Origin of the sequence: Mycobacterium colombiense (assembly GCF_001665835.1) — a bacterium.
Classification (GTDB): Bacteria; Actinomycetota; Actinomycetes; order Mycobacteriales; family Mycobacteriaceae; genus Mycobacterium; species Mycobacterium colombiense_A.
This window is the reverse complement of the sequence record NZ_LZSX01000072.1, coordinates 77,592-91,824: the sequence shown is the minus strand read 5'-3', so window position 1 is coordinate 91,824 and position 14,233 is coordinate 77,592. Positions and strand designations below refer to the sequence as shown.

The 14,233-nt window shown below is 68.1% G+C and carries 18 protein-coding genes; 10 read left to right on the top strand and 8 right to left on the bottom strand.

Annotated features, from left to right (window positions below; genetic code table 11):
* Nucleotides 1-92: 92 nt before the first annotated feature.
* Nucleotides 93-905, bottom strand: a complete 813-nt coding sequence (locus A5760_RS14395; RefSeq protein ID WP_064881822.1) for an enoyl-CoA hydratase — start codon at nt 903-905, stop codon at nt 93-95.
* 120 nt (nt 906-1,025) lie between these two features.
* Between A5760_RS14395 and A5760_RS14390 the strand changes: the two genes are divergently transcribed.
* The gene (locus A5760_RS14390; RefSeq protein ID WP_064881996.1) at nt 1,026-2,108 is read left to right on the top strand and encodes a CaiB/BaiF CoA transferase family protein; all 1,083 of its coding nucleotides are present in this window, start codon (nt 1,026-1,028) and stop codon (nt 2,106-2,108) included.
* A 48-nt stretch (nt 2,109-2,156) separates the two neighbouring features.
* Nucleotides 2,157-2,909, top strand: coding sequence for a 3-hydroxyacyl-CoA dehydrogenase (locus A5760_RS14385; protein WP_064881820.1), 753 nt, complete (start codon nt 2,157-2,159; stop codon nt 2,907-2,909).
* Nucleotides 2,910-3,051: 142 nt separating this feature from the next.
* Here the strand turns inward: A5760_RS14385 and A5760_RS27590 are convergent, their stop codons facing one another.
* Nucleotides 3,052-3,174: a hypothetical protein gene (locus tag A5760_RS27590; RefSeq protein ID WP_003878506.1), complete on the bottom strand. Its 123-nt coding sequence runs from the start codon at nt 3,172-3,174 to the stop codon at nt 3,052-3,054.
* A gap of 311 nt (nt 3,175-3,485) precedes the next feature.
* On the opposite strand from A5760_RS27590, the gene A5760_RS14380 reads away from it, so the two are divergent.
* Both A5760_RS14380 and A5760_RS14375 read left to right on the top strand, forming a co-directional pair.
* Nucleotides 3,486-5,822: an MMPL family transporter gene (locus tag A5760_RS14380; RefSeq protein ID WP_064881993.1), complete on the top strand. Its 2,337-nt coding sequence runs from the start codon at nt 3,486-3,488 to the stop codon at nt 5,820-5,822.
* Between the two features lie 64 nt (nt 5,823-5,886).
* Nucleotides 5,887-6,516, top strand: a complete 630-nt coding sequence (locus A5760_RS14375; RefSeq protein WP_064881818.1) for a class I SAM-dependent methyltransferase — start codon at nt 5,887-5,889, stop codon at nt 6,514-6,516.
* Between the two features lie 12 nt (nt 6,517-6,528).
* Here the strand turns inward: A5760_RS14375 and A5760_RS14370 are convergent, their stop codons facing one another.
* The gene (locus A5760_RS14370; protein WP_064881816.1) at nt 6,529-7,242 is read right to left on the bottom strand and encodes an NAD-dependent deacylase; all 714 of its coding nucleotides are present in this window, start codon (nt 7,240-7,242) and stop codon (nt 6,529-6,531) included.
* Between the two features lie 37 nt (nt 7,243-7,279).
* Between A5760_RS14370 and A5760_RS14365 the strand changes: the two genes are divergently transcribed.
* Nucleotides 7,280-7,645 (top strand): GntR family transcriptional regulator, encoded by a 366-nt coding sequence (locus A5760_RS14365; RefSeq protein WP_007776412.1) that lies wholly within the window; start codon nt 7,280-7,282, stop codon nt 7,643-7,645.
* 57 nt (nt 7,646-7,702) lie between these two features.
* Here A5760_RS14365 and A5760_RS14360 read toward each other — a convergent pair whose 3' ends face one another.
* A complete protein-coding gene (locus tag A5760_RS14360) occupies nt 7,703-8,224 on the bottom strand; it encodes a DUF1697 domain-containing protein (protein ID WP_064881814.1) in 522 nt (173 codons plus the stop codon).
* A 75-nt stretch (nt 8,225-8,299) separates the two neighbouring features.
* On the opposite strand from A5760_RS14360, the gene A5760_RS14355 reads away from it, so the two are divergent.
* Both A5760_RS14355 and A5760_RS14350 read left to right on the top strand, forming a co-directional pair.
* Entirely contained in the window at nt 8,300-8,743 is a 444-nt protein-coding gene (locus A5760_RS14355; protein ID WP_064881812.1) for a PPOX class F420-dependent oxidoreductase, read from the top strand.
* Between the two features lie 50 nt (nt 8,744-8,793).
* On the top strand, nt 8,794-9,018 hold the full coding sequence (locus A5760_RS14350; protein WP_064881810.1) for a DUF5302 domain-containing protein: 225 nt from the start codon (nt 8,794-8,796) through the stop codon (nt 9,016-9,018).
* Nucleotides 9,019-9,063: 45 nt separating this feature from the next.
* Here A5760_RS14350 and A5760_RS14345 read toward each other — a convergent pair whose 3' ends face one another.
* Nucleotides 9,064-9,597, bottom strand: coding sequence for a nuclear transport factor 2 family protein (locus A5760_RS14345; protein ID WP_064881809.1), 534 nt, complete (start codon nt 9,595-9,597; stop codon nt 9,064-9,066).
* Nucleotides 9,598-9,687: 90 nt separating this feature from the next.
* Here A5760_RS14345 and A5760_RS14340 point away from each other — a divergent pair, with 90 nt between their 5' ends.
* Nucleotides 9,688-10,260: an HhH-GPD-type base excision DNA repair protein gene (locus A5760_RS14340; RefSeq protein ID WP_064881807.1), complete on the top strand. Its 573-nt coding sequence runs from the start codon at nt 9,688-9,690 to the stop codon at nt 10,258-10,260.
* A 28-nt stretch (nt 10,261-10,288) separates the two neighbouring features.
* Entirely contained in the window at nt 10,289-10,435 is a 147-nt protein-coding gene (locus A5760_RS14335; protein ID WP_007169078.1) for a hypothetical protein, read from the top strand.
* Nucleotides 10,436-10,515: 80 nt separating this feature from the next.
* Here the strand turns inward: A5760_RS14335 and A5760_RS14330 are convergent, their stop codons facing one another.
* Both A5760_RS14330 and A5760_RS14325 read right to left on the bottom strand, forming a co-directional pair.
* On the bottom strand, nt 10,516-11,661 hold the full coding sequence (locus tag A5760_RS14330) for a hypothetical protein (protein WP_064881805.1): 1,146 nt from the start codon (nt 11,659-11,661) through the stop codon (nt 10,516-10,518).
* Nucleotides 11,662-11,711: 50 nt separating this feature from the next.
* On the bottom strand, nt 11,712-12,470 hold the full coding sequence (locus A5760_RS14325) for a hypothetical protein (protein ID WP_064881803.1): 759 nt from the start codon (nt 12,468-12,470) through the stop codon (nt 11,712-11,714).
* Nucleotides 12,471-12,583: 113 nt separating this feature from the next.
* On the opposite strand from A5760_RS14325, the gene A5760_RS14320 reads away from it, so the two are divergent.
* Nucleotides 12,584-13,906 (top strand): mannosyltransferase, encoded by a 1,323-nt coding sequence (locus tag A5760_RS14320; RefSeq protein WP_231122636.1) that lies wholly within the window; start codon nt 12,584-12,586, stop codon nt 13,904-13,906.
* Here A5760_RS14320 and A5760_RS14315 read toward each other — a convergent pair.
* The gene (locus tag A5760_RS14315; protein ID WP_064881801.1) at nt 13,903-14,187 is read right to left on the bottom strand and encodes a 4a-hydroxytetrahydrobiopterin dehydratase; all 285 of its coding nucleotides are present in this window, start codon (nt 14,185-14,187) and stop codon (nt 13,903-13,905) included. The two genes, A5760_RS14320 and A5760_RS14315, sit on opposite strands and share 4 nt — an antisense overlap.
* Nucleotides 14,188-14,233: the final 46 nt, after the last annotated feature.

The following is a 14,233-nucleotide window of genomic DNA, read 5'->3' as shown; positions in this document are numbered from 1 at the left end:
TCCTCCGTCGTTTGTCAGCTATTGGGAGTCTGACGAGGAGGATTACCGCATCGAGAGGTGATTAAGCGTTGCGGCCGATGACCGCTATGCGCTCAGCGGTCGGTGAAGTTGGCGGTGCGCCGCTGCTGGAAGGCCGTTGCGCCTTCGACGAAGTCGGGGGATTTCAGCAGCACCGACTGTCCGTCGAACTCACGCCGCAGGGCCGGGTCCAACTCGGTGAGGGTGGCCGCGTTGATCGCCAGCTTGGTCTTGGCGAAGGCGACCGCCGGGCCGCCCAGCAACCGTGCGATCACCTTGTCCACCTCGGCCTGGAATTCGCCGGCCGGGTAGACCGCGGTGACCAGGCCCCACGACAGCGCCTCGGCGGCGGTCAGCCGTTCGGGAAGTAGTGCCATCTGCATGGCCCGGATCCGGCCGACCGCGGCCGCCACCAACGCCGACGCGCCGCCGTCCGGCATCAACCCGATCTTGGTGAAGGCGAGCATGAAAAATGCGCTCTCCGAAGCCAATACGACGTCACAGGCCAGGGCGATGGAGACACCGACGCCGGCGGCGGGGCCCTGAACCACGGCGACCACCGGGTGCGGCAGCGCGGCGATCGCGCGCACCAGCCGGTTGATCTCGAGGATGATCTCGTCGGGTGGGACGCCGCCGCCGTCGGATACGTCGTCGGCGCTGATGCCCGCACCGGAGCTGAAGCCGCGTCCGGCGCCGCCGAGCCGCACCACCTTGACCTCGGGGTCGGTCGCCGCGTACTCCATCGCGTCCGCGATGCCCGTGATCACCGGAATGGTCAGCGAATTCAGGCTGTCGGGCCGGTCGATGGTCACTGACAACACGCCGTCGGACAGCGTGACGTCCAGGCCTGCGACTGGGGCGAGGGTGGCGATCGCGGAGGTAGGCATGGGCTCACCATAAGTGACCGGGCTGCGCGGCCTTCCGGCACGGCTGCGAAGATGTCGAACGACCGGTTGTTCGGTTGCGAACGGTCAACGGCGTCAGAGCAGACGAAAGGTCGGTGGATCGTGGCTGGACCGTTGAAGGGACTGCGTGTTGTCGAGCTGGCCGGCATCGGCCCCGGCCCGCATGCGGCGATGATCCTGGGGGATCTGGGAGCCGACGTGGTGCGCATCGATCGTCCGTCGTCGGGTCCCGGCGGCGTCGCCAAGGACGCCATGATGCGCAACCGGCGGGTGGTGACCGCCGACCTGAAGTCCGACGAGGGCCGCGGCCTCGTCCTCAAACTGATCGCGAAGGCCGACGTGCTGATCGAGGGCTACCGTCCCGGCGTCACCGAGCGACTCGGCCTGGGTCCCGAGGACTGCGCCAAGGTCAACGACCGGCTGGTCTACGCCCGGATGACCGGCTGGGGCCAGACCGGTCCGCGCAGCCAGCAGGCGGGTCACGACATCAACTACATCTCGCTGAACGGCATCCTGCACTCCATCGGCCGGGCGAACGAGCGGCCGGTCCCGCCGCTGAACCTGGTCGGTGACTTCGGCGGCGGCTCGATGTTCCTGCTGCTCGGCATCCTGTCCGCGCTGTGGGAGCGGCAGACCTCCGGCAAGGGGCAGGTCGTCGACGCCGCGATGGTGGACGGCTCCAGCGTGCTGATCCAGATGATGTGGCAGATGCGTTCGTCGGGCATGTGGACCGACGCCCGCGGCACCAACCTGCTCGACGGTGGCGCCCCCTACTACGACACCTACGAATGCGCCGACGGCCGCTATGTCGCGGTCGGCGCGATCGAGCCACAGTTCTACGCCGCCATGCTGACCGGGCTCGGCCTGGACGGCGCCGACCTGCCCGGCCAGAACGACGTCAGCCGTTGGCCCGAACTGCGGGCGGTGCTGACCGAGAAGTTCGGCAGCCAGGACCGCGACCACTGGGCCAAGGTATTCGCCGACTCCGACGCGTGCGTGACGCCGATCCTGGCGTTCGGCGAGGTACAGACCGAGCCGCACATCACCGAGCGGAACACCTTCTACGAGGTCGACGGCGGACTGCAACCGCTGCCGGCGCCGCGGTTCTCCCGCACCGCGCCGGAGACACCGCGTCCCGCGGCGCCGGTGGCCGACGCCGAAGCGGTACTCAAGGACTGGGTATAGTCCCAACCAACCAGTTGGCTGGACTCGAGCGAATCAGGAAGGACTCGGATGGAGATCAAAGACGCCGTTGCCGTCGTCACCGGGGGAGCGTCGGGCCTGGGCCTGGCCACCACCAGGCGACTGCTCGACCGCGGTGCCCAGGTCGTGGTCATCGACCTGCGCGGCGAAGAAGCGGTCCGCGAGCTGGGCGATCGCGCCCGCTTCGTCGAGGCCGACGTCACCGATGAGGCCGCCGTCGGCAAGGCGCTGGACGCCGCGGAGTCGATGGGCACGCTGCGCATCAACGTCAACTGCGCCGGTATCGGCAACGCCATCAAGACGCTGTCCAAGGACGGCCCCTTCCCGCTGGACGGCTTCAAGAAGGTCATCGGGGTCAACCTGATCGGCACCTTCAACGTGCTGCGACTGGCCGCAGAGCGCATCGCCAAGACCGAGCCGGTCGGCGAGGAGCGCGGCGTCATCATCAACACCGCCTCGGTCGCCGCGTTCGAGGGCCAGATCGGCCAGGCGGCCTACTCGGCGTCGAAAGGCGGCGTCGTCGGCATGACCCTGCCGATCGCGCGCGACTTGTCGCGCGAGCTCATCCGCGTAGTGACCATTGCGCCGGGCCTGTTCAAGACGCCGCTGCTGGGTTCGCTGCCCGAGGAGGCGCAGGCCTCGCTGGGCAAGCAGGTGCCGCACCCGGCCCGGCTGGGTGACCCCGACGAGTACGGCGCCCTGGCCGTCCACATCGTCGAGAACCCGATGCTCAACGGCGAGGTCATCCGTCTCGATGGCGCCATCCGGATGGCTCCTCGCTGAGCCGAACCACGTCGGAGACACGAAAGCCCCCCGCATCCGCGGGGGGCTTTCGTGAAAACCGGGACCAATGGTTACTTGCGGAACCACCGGCTGACGTTGGGTTCGGCCATCAACAGCCGTGCGAGCATGCTCATGGTCTGCCTCAGCTCGCCGCTTGCAGTTCGTCGAACTGCTCCGAGGTCTCGCCTTCCACCAGCACGTCGCCGTGGTAGAGGGCTTCGAAGTCAACTTTGATGACGTCGGCACTTGTGTCGTCGATCCACATGACACTGAGCGTATGGGCCACCATTAAGGAATCTTTGAGTCACGATTCGGAAAACCTTGGCAATTTACCGGCAAGTAGGTTGACCGGCGCCCGCGCGGCGAATTATGCCGTGAGCTGCTTAGTTACCGCACATTTTTCTGGCCGGACTCTTACAGTCGGCGCGGTTTAAAACGCGGCGTTGAACGTTCCGGGCACCCGATTGCGTGCTTAAAGAGAACACTGTTGGACGCGTGGAAATTAGCGTTTGTTAGGTTGTCGCGGATAAGCCAGCGGCCAGCGCAATGGGGCACCGGCAGGCGGAAGGGCACGACATGCTGCAAAGAATCGCCCGAGCCGCCATCAGGGCGCCGCGCCGCATCATCGCGACCGGAGTGCTGGTTTTCATCGCCGCCGCCATCTTCGGTGTCCCCGTCGCCAAGAGCCTGTCGCCGGGCGGCTTCCAAGACCCGGACTCCGAGTCGGCGTACGCCATCAGCGTGCTGAGCGACAAGTTCGGGCAGAGCGGCCAGCAGGTGCTCATCCTGGTGACCGCCCCCGGGGGCACCAACAGCGAACAGGCGCGCAAGGTGGGCACCGACCTCGTCGACCAGCTGCAGAAGTCCCCGCTGGTCTACAACGTCTCCTCGCCTTGGAGCGCACCTCCCCAGGCCTCGGCTGACCTGGTGAGCCGCGACGGCAAGTCCGGGCTCGTCGTGGTCAACCTCAAGGGCGGCGAGAACTACGCCCAGAGCAACGCGCAGACATTGGCGGACCAATTCATCCACGACCGTGACGGCGTCACCGTCCGCGCGGGCGGCGCGGCGATGCAGTACGCGCAGATCAACACGCAGAACCAGGCCGACCTGCTGGTCATGGAGATGATCGCGCTGCCGCTGAGCTTCCTGGTGCTGATCTGGGTGTTCGGCGGGCTGCTGGCCGCGGCGCTGCCGATGGCGCTGGGCGCGCTGGCCGTCGTCGGGTCGATGACGGTGTTGCGCCTCATCACCTTCACCACCGAAGTCTCGATCTTCGCCCTCAACCTGAGCACCGCCCTGGGCCTGGCCCTGGCCATCGACTACACCCTGCTGATCGTCAGCCGCTACCGCGACGAGTTGGCCGAGGGCCACGACCGCGACGAAGCGCTCATCCGGACCATGGCCACCTCCGGGCGAACCGTACTGTTCTCCGCGATCACCGTGGCGTTGTCGATGTCGGCGACGGTGGCCTTCCCGATGTACTTCCTCAAGTCGTTCGCCTACGCCGGCGTCGCGACCGTCGCCTTCGTCGCGGTCGCTTCGATCGTGATAACCCCGGCCGCGATCGTGCTGTTGGGCCCAAGGCTGGACACACTGGACGTACGCCGGCTGGTGCGTCGGGCGCTGCACCGCCCCGAACCGGTGCACAAACCCGTCGAGCAGCTGTTCTGGTATCGGTCGACCAAGTTCGTGATGCGCCGCTGGGCGCCGATCGGCCTGACCGTCGTCGCACTGCTGTTGCTGCTCGGGTCCCCGTTCCTCGGCGTGACGTGGGGCTTCCCCGACGACCGGGTGCTGCCGCGCTCGGCGTCGGCGCATCAGGTGGGTGATCAGCTGCGCAGCAATTTCGCGCACGACTCGGCGACGTCGGTGCCCGTCGTCATCCCCGATGCCACGGGCCTGAACCCGGGGGACTTCAACAACTACGCCGCCGATTTGTCGCGGGTTGCCGACGTGTCCGCGGTGGCAGCACCCGGGGGCACCTTCGCGGCCGGCAACCGGGTGGGGCCACCGGCCGGGGCCACCGGGCTGGCCGACGGCAGCGCCTTTCTGACCGTCACCAGCACGGCCCCGCTGTTTTCGACAGCGAACGACACCCAGCTCAAGCGGTTGCATGCGGTGCCCGGACCCGCGGGCCGATCCGTCGAGATGGGCGGATTGGCCCAGGTCAACCGCGACAGCGTCGACGCCGTGACCGACCGGCTGCCGCTGGTCCTCGGGTTGATGGCGGCGATCACTTTCGTGTTGCTGTTTCTGCTCACCGGCAGCGTGCTGCTGCCGGCCAAGGCGCTCGCCTGCAACTTCCTGTCGTTGACCGCGGCGTTCGGCGCGCTGGTGTGGATCTTCCAGGACAGCCATCTGGGTGCGCTCGGAACGACGCCGAGCGGGACGCTGGTGGCCAACATGCCGGTGCTGCTGTTCTGCATCGCCTTCGGGTTGTCCATGGACTATGAGGTCTTCCTGCTCTCCCGGATCCGCGAGTACTGGCTGGCGTCCGGCGCCGCCCGGCCGGCGAGGCCGACCGCGAAGCAGGCCCACGTCGCCAACGACGAAAGCGTGGCGCTCGGCGTCGCCCGCACCGGTCGGGTGATCACCGCGGCCGCGTTGGTGATGTCGATGTCGTTCGCCGCGCTGATCGCCGCCCACGTCTCGTTCATGCGGATGTTCGGCCTCGGCCTGACGCTGGCCGTGATCGCCGACGCCACGCTGGTGCGGATGGTGGTCGTGCCGGCCTTCATGCATGTGATGGGCCGGTGGAATTGGTGGGCGCCAAGACCGCTGGCGTGGCTGCACGACCGGTTCGGCATCAGCGAGGGAGCGGCCGAAGAGACCGTCGGATGCCTCGAGCCGACTGTGGAACCCGTCGAGCTCCCCCGGCGGGTGGTCGCCGAGCCGGTGCCCAATATCGGTTAACGCCGACCGACCCGTCGCGGAGAACCTATTGTGAGGCTCATCCGATCGGAAGGTTCACATACATATGACAACGGTGGTCGACAACCCCTTCTTCGCGCGCGTCTGGCCGGTCGTCGCCACCCATGAAGCCGAGGCGATCCGGGCGCTGCGCCGGGAGAATCTGGCCGGCCTGTCCGGCCGGGTGCTGGAAGTCGGCGCGGGAATCGGCACGAACTTTCCCCACTACCCGGACTCGGTCGACGAAGTGGTTGCGGTGGAACCCGAACCGCGGCTGGCGGCCCAGGCCCGGGCCGCGGCGGAGGCGGTACCCACGTGCGTCGTGGTGACCGGCGAGACGGCCGAAGCGTTCAGCGGCGGCGAGCCGTTCGACGCGGTGGTGTGCTCGCTCGTGCTGTGCTCGGTGCGCGATCCCGGCGGCGTGCTGCGGCGCCTGTATTCGCTGCTGCGGCCGGGCGGGCAGCTGCGCTATCTCGAGCACATCGCCAGTGCCGGTGCGCGGGGCCACTTCCAGCGTTTCGCCGATGCGACGCTGTGGCCGCGGCTGTTCGGCAATTGCCACACGCACCGTGACACCGAGCGCTCGATCGTCGAGGCGGGGTTCGAGATCGACACGTCGCGGCGCGAATTCACGCTGCCGGCCTGGGCGCCGATGCCCGTCTCCGAGCTGCTGCTCGGCCGCGCGCGCCGGCCCTGACCGGCCGGCCCGTCAGTTCAGCAGCGCCGGTAGCCGCTGCAGCAGACCGGGCAGAGCCTGGCTGGCCGTCTCACGCATGCTGATCGTCACGCTGCCCGACAGCGGCGTGACCTCGGGATTGACCTCGATGACCGCGGCGCCGCGGGACAGCGCCAGCTCGGCCAGCCCGGCCGCCGGATAGACGATCGCCGAGGTTCCCACCACCACCATGACGTCGGCGGCCTCGGTCGCCTCGACGGCACGCTGCCACGGCTCGTCGGGCAGCTGCTCACCGAACCACACGATGTCGGGCCGGATCAGCCCGCCGCAGTGGCAGACCGGGGGCTCCACCTCCAGTGCCGGTTCGGGCATCGCGGGCAGCTCCCCGGAATAGGCCATACCGCAACGCGCACAACGGAATTCGAACAGGCTGCCGTGCAGGTGGTGAACCGAACGGCTGCCCGCGCGCTCGTGCAGGTCGTCGACGTTCTGGGTGATGACGCTGACCTGGGCGTCGTCTTGCCAGGCGGCGATGGCGCGGTGACCCGCATTCGGTTGGACATCGGCGACCAGATAGTGGCGCCACAGATACCAGCCCCAGACCCGCTGCGGGTTGTCGCGCCAGCCCTGGGTGCTGGACAGCTCGTAAGGGTCGAAGCGGGCCCACAATCCGTTCTTGTCGTCGCGGAATGTTGGCACACCGCTTTCGGCGGAGATGCCCGCGCCGCTGAGCACCGCTATTCGCATCTCACCAAGATAGTCGGGGGTGGGGGATACTGGACGGGTGGAGCTGGGTGACTGGTTGAAGGTCGACATGAAGGCGGGAAAGCCGTTGTTCGACCAGCTCAGGACGCAGGTCATCGACGGAGTCCGGGAGGGCGCGCTGCCGCCCGGCACCCGCCTGCCGACCGTGCGGGACCTGGCCGGCCAGCTCGGCGTCGCCGTCAACACCGTGGCGCGCGCGTACCGCGAGCTGGAAAGCTCCGCCATCATCGAAACCCGCGGGCGCTTCGGCACTTTCATCGCCCGCTACGACCCGACCGACGCCGCGATGGCGGCCGCGGCCCGCGAGTACGTCCGGGTCGCGCGCGGACTGGGGTTGGACAAGGCCGACGCGGTGCGCTACATCGAAGCGGTGCCCGACGAGTGACGGGTGTTCGGCGGGTGTCGAAACTCCCTGGCGCACAGCTGTTTTGCTAGCGCGGCCTCAGCGCAACACTTTGTCCAGCGTGCGCAGGTTTCGCGTCGTGGTCGACGACTTGTACCGCGGCTTACCCATCGTCTTGCCGATGCTGCTGTCCAGCGTGCCGCCCTTGGGGACCTGCCAATAGATCACGCCATCACCGCGGCGGATCTTCTCGTCGGGACCGGCCTTCTTGCCCAGCGCGGCGAGCTCGTCCAGCACGGCGGCGTCGGCGACGAACGTGACGTAGGACTGATAGCCGTCGACCTCGCGATCGAACGGGTAGGCATCGACCACGGCACGCACCGTGTCGATGTCGTAGGCCAGCACCCACGCGTCGTAGCCGAACCGATCGCGCAACGTGGCTTCGGCTTTCTTGCGCACCGACGCCACGCCGGCGGTCGACTCCAGCAGCACATTGCCGGTGGCCAGGATGGTCCGGACCTCGGTGAATCCTGCCTCGGTCAGCGCGGTCGCCACCTCGGCCATCTTGAGGTTGACACCCCCGACGTTGACGCCACGCAGAAACGCCGCGTACTTGGTCATGTCCCGATTCCACCAGGTCCGCCGCGCACAAAACACCCCGGGCCGTCCCGGCCGTCCGCCACGTAGGCTTTCGTCATGGGACGCCAAGTCTTCGACGACAAATTGCTGGCCTTGATCAGCGGACACTCCCTCGGGGTGCTGGCCACCATCAAGCGCGACGGGCGGCCGCAGCTCTCGAACGTGAGCTATCACTTCGACCCGCGCAGCGTGGCGATCCAGGTGTCGATCACCGAGCCGCGCGCCAAGACCCGCAACCTGCGACGGGACCCTCGGGCCTCGATCCTGGTCGACGCCGACGACGGTTGGTCGTACGCCGTCGCCGAGGGCACCGCCGAGCTGACGCCTCCGGCGGCCGCGGCGGACGACGACACCGTAGAGGCGCTGATTGCGTTGTACCGCAACATCGCCGGTGAACACCCCGACTGGGACGAATACCGGCAGGCCATGGTCACCGACCGGCGGGTGCTGCTGACGCTGCCGATCTCGCACCTGTACGGCATGCCGCCGGGCATGCGGTAGCCGCGGCGCCTACCGAACCGTTTCGGCAAACCCGGGCTAGGCTGCCCCCTATGGCTGAATCGAATGCCCGGCAGGGTTCCAATTCGTCGGAGTCTTCGGGGGCCGCTGGATCGCCCGGGTCGGACGACGACACCAAGCGCAAATTCCGCGAAGCCCTGGACCGCAAGATGGCGAAATCCTCCGGCGGGTCCGACCACAAGAACGGCGCCGGCAAGCAATCGCGGGCGCATGGCGCGGTGGGAAACCGCCGGGAGTTCCGCCGCAAGAGCGGCTGACCTTCGCTGGCGAAACATGCTGTACGCCAGAATGTTTCGCGGTCCTCAGCCTTCCGGCGCGGTGAACAGGCCGATCGAAGGGTCGGCTTGGCCGGGTTGGCCGCGCAGGCTGCCCCGGGTGCTGGGGTGTTCGAAGTCCACTCGGGACGGGTCGTTCTGGTATGCCCAGTCCGCCACGATGGTGCGTTGACTGAATTTCCAGCGGCCGTCGTGTTTGGTGTACGTGTCCAGGTATCGCCCGCCGATGACGACGTCGACGTCGTGCTCGGGGCCGGCGAAGGTGTGAAACACCAGGCAGTAGATCTCACCGCGTGCCGCGTCGCCGTCGACGACGAAGTTCGTCGTGGTGATGTTGTGTTGGGAGACACGCACATACGGTTCGGCCGCTCGTAGTTGCGCGATGAACTGTTCGACGCCGCCGGTCGAAAACGAGCCGTGCGAATCGGTCGCCTCGTGGTGGTACAGGCTGCGCAGCGTGTCGTAGTCGGCGCGGTCCACGGCCCGGCAGTAGGCGCTGACGAGCTGATGCAGCTCGTCGCGCGCCAGCATCAGCGCCAGCTTGTCCTCATCCACCACCACGCCACGATAACGCGGTCATTGCTGGTGAGTAGTCTTGCGACCTATGGGTCCCCGGTCCCAGGATGTTCAGCGGAAGGAAGATCGTTGACCGTGAAAATTTGCCTCGCGCAAGATCCTGAGGCCGACAGGCTGCTGGACGAGAGTCCCTTGGCGCTGCTCATCGGGATGGTTCTGGATCAGCAGGTTCCCTTCGAGACGGCGTTCGCCGGGCCGAAGAGGATCGCGGACCGGATGGGCAGCCTGGATGCCGCCGAAATCGCGGACTACGACCCCGACAAGTTCGCCGCGTTGTGCTCGCAAAGGCCTGCGATACACCGCTTTCCGGGGTCGATGGCCAAGCGCATCCAAACGCTGGCGCAGATCATCGTGGACCGCTACGACGGCGACGCGGCCGGATTGTGGACTGCCGGCGACCCTGACGGAGTCGAGCTGCTGCGGCGGATCAAGGGTCTGCCCGGATTCGGCGACGTCAAGGCGCAGATCTTCTTGGCACTGCTGGGCAAGCAGTACGGCGTCACGCCGAAAGGCTGGCGCGCGGCGGCGGGGGACTTCGGCAAGGCCGGTTCGCACATATCCGTCGCCGACATCGTCGACGCCCAGTCGATGGGGAAAGTGCGCGCCTACAAAAAGCAGATGAAAGCGGCAGCCAAAGCGGCGAAGTAGAAGGTCCACAGAAGGGAAGGGCGACAACGTGAAGACACACCTGACGTGTCCGTGCGGCGAAGCCATCGTCGGCAAGGACGAGGACGAACTGGTGGAGCTGACCCAGGCTCACCTCGCCAGCGTTCATCCTGGCCTCGAGTACGACCGCGACGCCATCTTGTTCATGGCGTACTAGCGTCCGCCTAACGCGAATGCGCGTGCCCCCGGTGGGGACACGCGCATTCAAGGTGACGAGACGGTGGCGGTGCCGATCCGTTACGGCACCACCGTCGAGCCGATGGTGGGCAAGAACTGGCACTGCTTTTCCTTGGTGGTGACCTGCCCGAAGATCGTCGACATGATGCTGCCCGAGCCGGTGTCGACGATCGCGCTCAAGGTCGTCGGACCCTCCGGGTTGATGTCCGGACGCGGCTGGAGGGCGACGGTTCCCGACTTGCCGGTGGTCAGGTTCACCCAGGTGACGTTCAGCGGCAGCTTCTGCACCTCGGCGGGTCCGGGTGTGCCGACCGCGGTGAACACGTACGCGGTCTGGCCGGGCCCCGGGCCGGGGGCCGGAATCTTGGCCGGCCCCGCCACCGACAACGCGGTGGCGATGGCGCTGGTGCCGTCCGCCAGGCAGTTGGAGCCGATCGACGGGTACATGAAGTCCTGCGTGGGCGGCGTGTCAGGACCGAACCCCGGAGCCGCCGCCGCGGGAGCGGCGTCGGGCGCGGGTGCGGGTGCCGGTGCGGGAGCCGCGGCGGCCTCCGGTGCGGGCGGGGCCGCCGGTGGTGCCGGGACCGGCGCCGCGACCGGCACGTTGGCCGGTTGGGCGGGACCCGGTGCTGCGGGCGCCGCGGCGGGCGCGGGCCCGGCCGCGTGCGCCGGGTCGATTCCGGCCGGCAGGTGCGCCTCGGGCGCGGGTGCGGGTGCCGCAGCGGGCGCGGCAGCAGGTGCCGGAGCGGGTGCGGGTGCGGCAGCAGGTGCCGGTGCGGGTGCCGCCTCGGGGGCCGGGCCGGCGGCGTGGGCCGGGTTGATGCCGGCCGGCAGGTGGGCCTGCAAACCGGGCTCCACCCCCTCCGCGGGCACGTGTTGCGCCGGGGCGACGGGCTCGGCGACGAATTGATTGACTGCGGCCGCAACGTTTTTCGACTCGTTGGGCGTGGTCGGGTTGTGCGCGAAGGCTTGCGCTGCGGCCATCAGCAGCTGTGTCGCTTGCTGCGGGTCGGTCGCCGCTTGCTGGATGAGCGGGCTCAGCTGCGACAGGGCAGGCAGACCCGGTAGTCCTTGCTCCGCATTCGGTTGCGGTGTCGGCTGCGGCGCCGCCGGATCGGCTGCCGCGCTCGGGCAGAGCCCGAACGCGACAGCCGATGCCGTGACGACAGCGGCCAAACCTTTGGACAGATTCCAAGTGGTTGCCACGGTGTGTGTCCTCCGGTTGTCGGTAGTGGTTTAGCCGTTTACGAAACTGATCAGGGCAAGGCGGCCAGCAGCGGCGATACCGGCCCGGCAGGGCTGGCCGCCGGCGCGGGTGCGGCCGGTGCCGCGGGTGCGGCCGGAGCCTGACCCGAAGCGAGGGCCGGCAGATCCTGCGGGAGCGTGACTTTCGGAGGCACACTGACCGGCAGGCCGGCCGGCATCGCCGGCATGTTGACCTGCGCCTGCGGGATCGGCGGAGCCGGCGGGGTAGCCGGTGCCGCCGGCGAAGACAGCCCCGGGATCGCGGGCAGGCCCGGGATCGACGGAGCGGACGGAGCGGCGGGACCCGCAGCCGCCGGCTGCGCACCCGTCAGGCCCTGGATCATCCCGGGAATACCGCCGGTCGCCGTCGATGGCGCGGCGGGGGTCGCCGACTGCGCCAGCCCCGGAAGGAAGGGGTTGGCCGCCGCAGAGGGCACCTGGGCGGCGGGGCTTGTCGGCGCGGTCAGTCCGGGAATCGACGGAAGACCCGCCGCCGGAGCCGCCGCGGTCGCCGGAGAGGTGGCCGCCGGAACACCGGGGAAGCTGATGCCCGGAGTGGCCGGAGCCGCCGGCGGCGTGGCGCCGAGTGCGGTCGCGAGGTTTTGCAGGATTTGCGGTGCATTGGCCGCCGAACTGATCAGCTGCTGCGGAATGTTCGGCATGGCCGGGGCCGGCACGGGGTCGGCGTGGGCGATTCCGCCCGTCAATAGCGCTGCGGACGAACCGACCACGACGGCGGCTGCACGCATGTAAGTCCAGATGGTTGGCATGACTCTCCCTGATTGATCGATTACAGGTCCGGCGCTGAAGTTACTTTGATGCAGATGGGACTCAAGTGACACGTGTGGCATTTATGAACTCGTTACTGATACGAGTGAGAAGGGTGACCGAATGGGCGAAAAGAGCCCTCCACGAAGCTGAGTGGGGCGGCGCCGCGGCGCGTACACCGCTCGCTAAAGTCGGGCGGATAGACACCACCTCGTCCGCTCCGGCGGCACCCAAGCCCCAGCGGTTGGCGAGTCTCCTTCGGGCGGCCGCGCCGATGCTGCTCATCACGAGCGTCGCCACGCGGCTGGCGTGGACGTATCTGGCTCCCAACGGCGCGAACTTCGTCGACCTGCACGTGTACCTCGGCGGGGCAGCCGCGATCGACCACCCCGGCAGCTTGTACAGCTACGTCTACGCCGACCAGACGCCGGACTTCCCGCTGCCGTTCACCTACCCGCCGTTCGCGGCGGTCGTCTTCTACCCGCTGCACCTGTTGCCGTTCGGCCTCGTCGCCTTTCTCTGGCAGATCGCCACCATGGCCGCGCTGTACGGCGCGGTCCGGCTCAGCCAGCGCCTGATGGGCGTGGCCGACGGCACCGCGGGCCGGCGTGTCGCGATGTCATGGACGGCGGTCGCCATCTGGATCGAGCCGCTGCGGAGCACATTCGACTACGGACAAGTCAACGTGTTGCTGATGACCGCGGTGCTGTGGGCGGTCTACACCACCCGGTGGTGGCTGTCGGGGCTGCTGGTGGGCGTGGCGGCCGGCGTCAAGTTGACCCCCGCGATCTCCGGTGTCTATCTGGTCGGCGCCCGCCGGTGGGGCGCCGCGGTGTTCTCGGCGGTCGTTTTCGTTGCCACCATTGGGATTTCGGTCTTGGTCGTCGGCGATCAGACGCGCTACTACTTCACCGACCTGCTGGGCGATGCCCATCGGGTGGGTCCCATCGCCACGTCGTTCAATCAGTCCTGGCGCGGCGGCATTTCGCGGATCCTGGGCCACGACGTGGGATTCGGCCCGCTGCTGCTGGCCGCCATCGCCGTCACCGCGGTGCTGACCGTGCTGGCCTGGCGTGCCGTGGACTCCGCCGATCGGTTGGGCAGGCTCCTGGTGGTGGAGCTGTTCGGGCTGCTGCTCTCACCGATTTCGTGGACGCACCACTGGGTGTGGCTGGTGCCGCTGATGATCTGGGCGATCCACGGCCCGGTGCGCGGGCTGCGCGGAGCGCGCATCGTGGGCTGGGGCTGGCTGGCACTCACCGTGATCGGCGTGCCGTGGTTGCTGAGCTTCGCCCAACCGACCATCTGGCAGATAAGCCGGCCGTGGTACCTGGCGTGGGCCGGGCTGGTCTACATCGTGGCGGCGGTGGCGACGTTGATCTGGATCGCCGCTAGCGGCCACCGGGAGACCGAGGAGATGGGCCCGGCCGCCGTCTAGTTGTCGACGATGCCGTTGATATCGCGGGCCATGTCGATGTCGTTTTTGGTGATGCCGCCCTCGGAGTGCGTGACGAGGGCGAAAGTCACTGTCCGCCAACGAATATCGATGTCCGGGTGATGGTCCTTGCTCTCCGCGTGCTCGCCCACCCGGCGTACGGCATCGATGCCGGCGAGAAAACTCGGAAATTTGATCGAGCGGCGCAGGGCGCCGTCGGCGCGCTCCCATCCGTTGAGATCGGGCAGTGCGGCGTCTACTTGCTCATCCGTTAACACAGCCATCCCCCGACGGTATACCGTCACCGGCCATGCCGCGGTAGAGGAATAT

What these genes read in the sequence shown, in the direction of transcription:
- A5760_RS27590 (WP_003878506.1), bottom strand. Translation starts at nt 3,174, where the DNA reads ATGTGGATCGACGACACAAGTGCCGACGTCATCAAAGTTGACTTCGAA.
- A5760_RS14395 (WP_064881822.1), bottom strand. Translation starts at nt 905, where the DNA reads ATGCCTACCTCCGCGATCGCCACCCTCGCCCCAGTCGCAGGCCTGGAC.
- A5760_RS14315 (WP_064881801.1), bottom strand. Translation starts at nt 14,187, where the DNA reads ATGGCTGTGTTAACGGATGAGCAAGTAGACGCCGCACTGCCCGATCTC.
- A5760_RS14380 (WP_064881993.1), top strand. Translation starts at nt 3,486, where the DNA reads ATGCTGCAAAGAATCGCCCGAGCCGCCATCAGGGCGCCGCGCCGCATC.
- A5760_RS14325 (WP_064881803.1), bottom strand. Translation starts at nt 12,470, where the DNA reads ATGCCAACCATCTGGACTTACATGCGTGCAGCCGCCGTCGTGGTCGGT.
- A5760_RS14370 (WP_064881816.1), bottom strand. Translation starts at nt 7,242, where the DNA reads ATGCGAATAGCGGTGCTCAGCGGCGCGGGCATCTCCGCCGAAAGCGGT.
- A5760_RS14355 (WP_064881812.1), top strand. Translation starts at nt 8,300, where the DNA reads ATGGGACGCCAAGTCTTCGACGACAAATTGCTGGCCTTGATCAGCGGA.
- A5760_RS14385 (WP_064881820.1), top strand. Translation starts at nt 2,157, where the DNA reads ATGGAGATCAAAGACGCCGTTGCCGTCGTCACCGGGGGAGCGTCGGGC.
- A5760_RS14375 (WP_064881818.1), top strand. Translation starts at nt 5,887, where the DNA reads ATGACAACGGTGGTCGACAACCCCTTCTTCGCGCGCGTCTGGCCGGTC.
- A5760_RS14350 (WP_064881810.1), top strand. Translation starts at nt 8,794, where the DNA reads ATGGCTGAATCGAATGCCCGGCAGGGTTCCAATTCGTCGGAGTCTTCG.
- A5760_RS14360 (WP_064881814.1), bottom strand. Translation starts at nt 8,224, where the DNA reads ATGACCAAGTACGCGGCGTTTCTGCGTGGCGTCAACGTCGGGGGTGTC.